The 632-nt window shown below is 81.2% G+C and carries 1 protein-coding gene; it reads right to left on the minus strand.

Translation table 11 applies throughout. The features are described from left to right. Positions 1-112: 112 nt before the first annotated feature. A partial coding sequence (locus HMPREF1316_RS14665) for a WG repeat-containing protein (protein ID WP_156900997.1) occupies positions 113-632 on the minus strand: 520 nt, incomplete at its 5' end.

The raw sequence follows: 632 nt of genomic DNA on the forward strand, positions 1-632 counted from the left end.
GCGACCGCCGCCGCGGCCGCCCCCGCCGCTGTGAGGAACGCGCGGCGCGGGACGCGCCTCCTGAGCAGGATGTCGTCGCCTCTCATCCCAAAGGCCCCCCCTCGCCCCCGCCTCACGCACGGCCGCCACCGTCCCACCTCGCGGCGGCGATGCCGCCGTCGCCGAAGGGGCATGCGTCCGGGAAGCGGGCGCCGGAGACCCACGAGCCGGACGCGTCGATGACGCCGAGGCCGGCGTCGCCGTCGGCGGCGAGGGCGCGCGAGCCCGAGGGGTCGAAGCCCGTGACCTCCGGGAAGGCGGGGGCGACGGCCCACGCGCCGTCGGCCGCGACGTGGCCCCAGAGGCCCGTGGCGGGGTCGAGGGCCGGGCAGAGCGGGGAGGCGGGCTCCCTGCCGAGGGCGGCGAAGGACGGGGGCACGGCCCAGGAGCCGGAGGCGTCCACGAGGCCCCAGAGGCGCGTGGCGGGGTCGAGGGCGCCGGCCAGGCCGGAGGCCGCCGGGGGTCGAGCGCGAGGAACGCCGGGGCGGCCGACCAGGACCCGTCGGCCGCGACGAGGCCCCAGAGCCCGCTCGCGGCGTCGCGGGCGGCGGCCAGGCCGGAGGAGCCCCCGGACAGGGCGCGGGAGAGGCTGG

Origin of the sequence: Olsenella profusa F0195 (assembly GCF_000468755.1) — a bacterium.
Lineage (GTDB): Bacteria > Actinomycetota > Coriobacteriia > Coriobacteriales > Atopobiaceae > Olsenella_F > Olsenella_F profusa.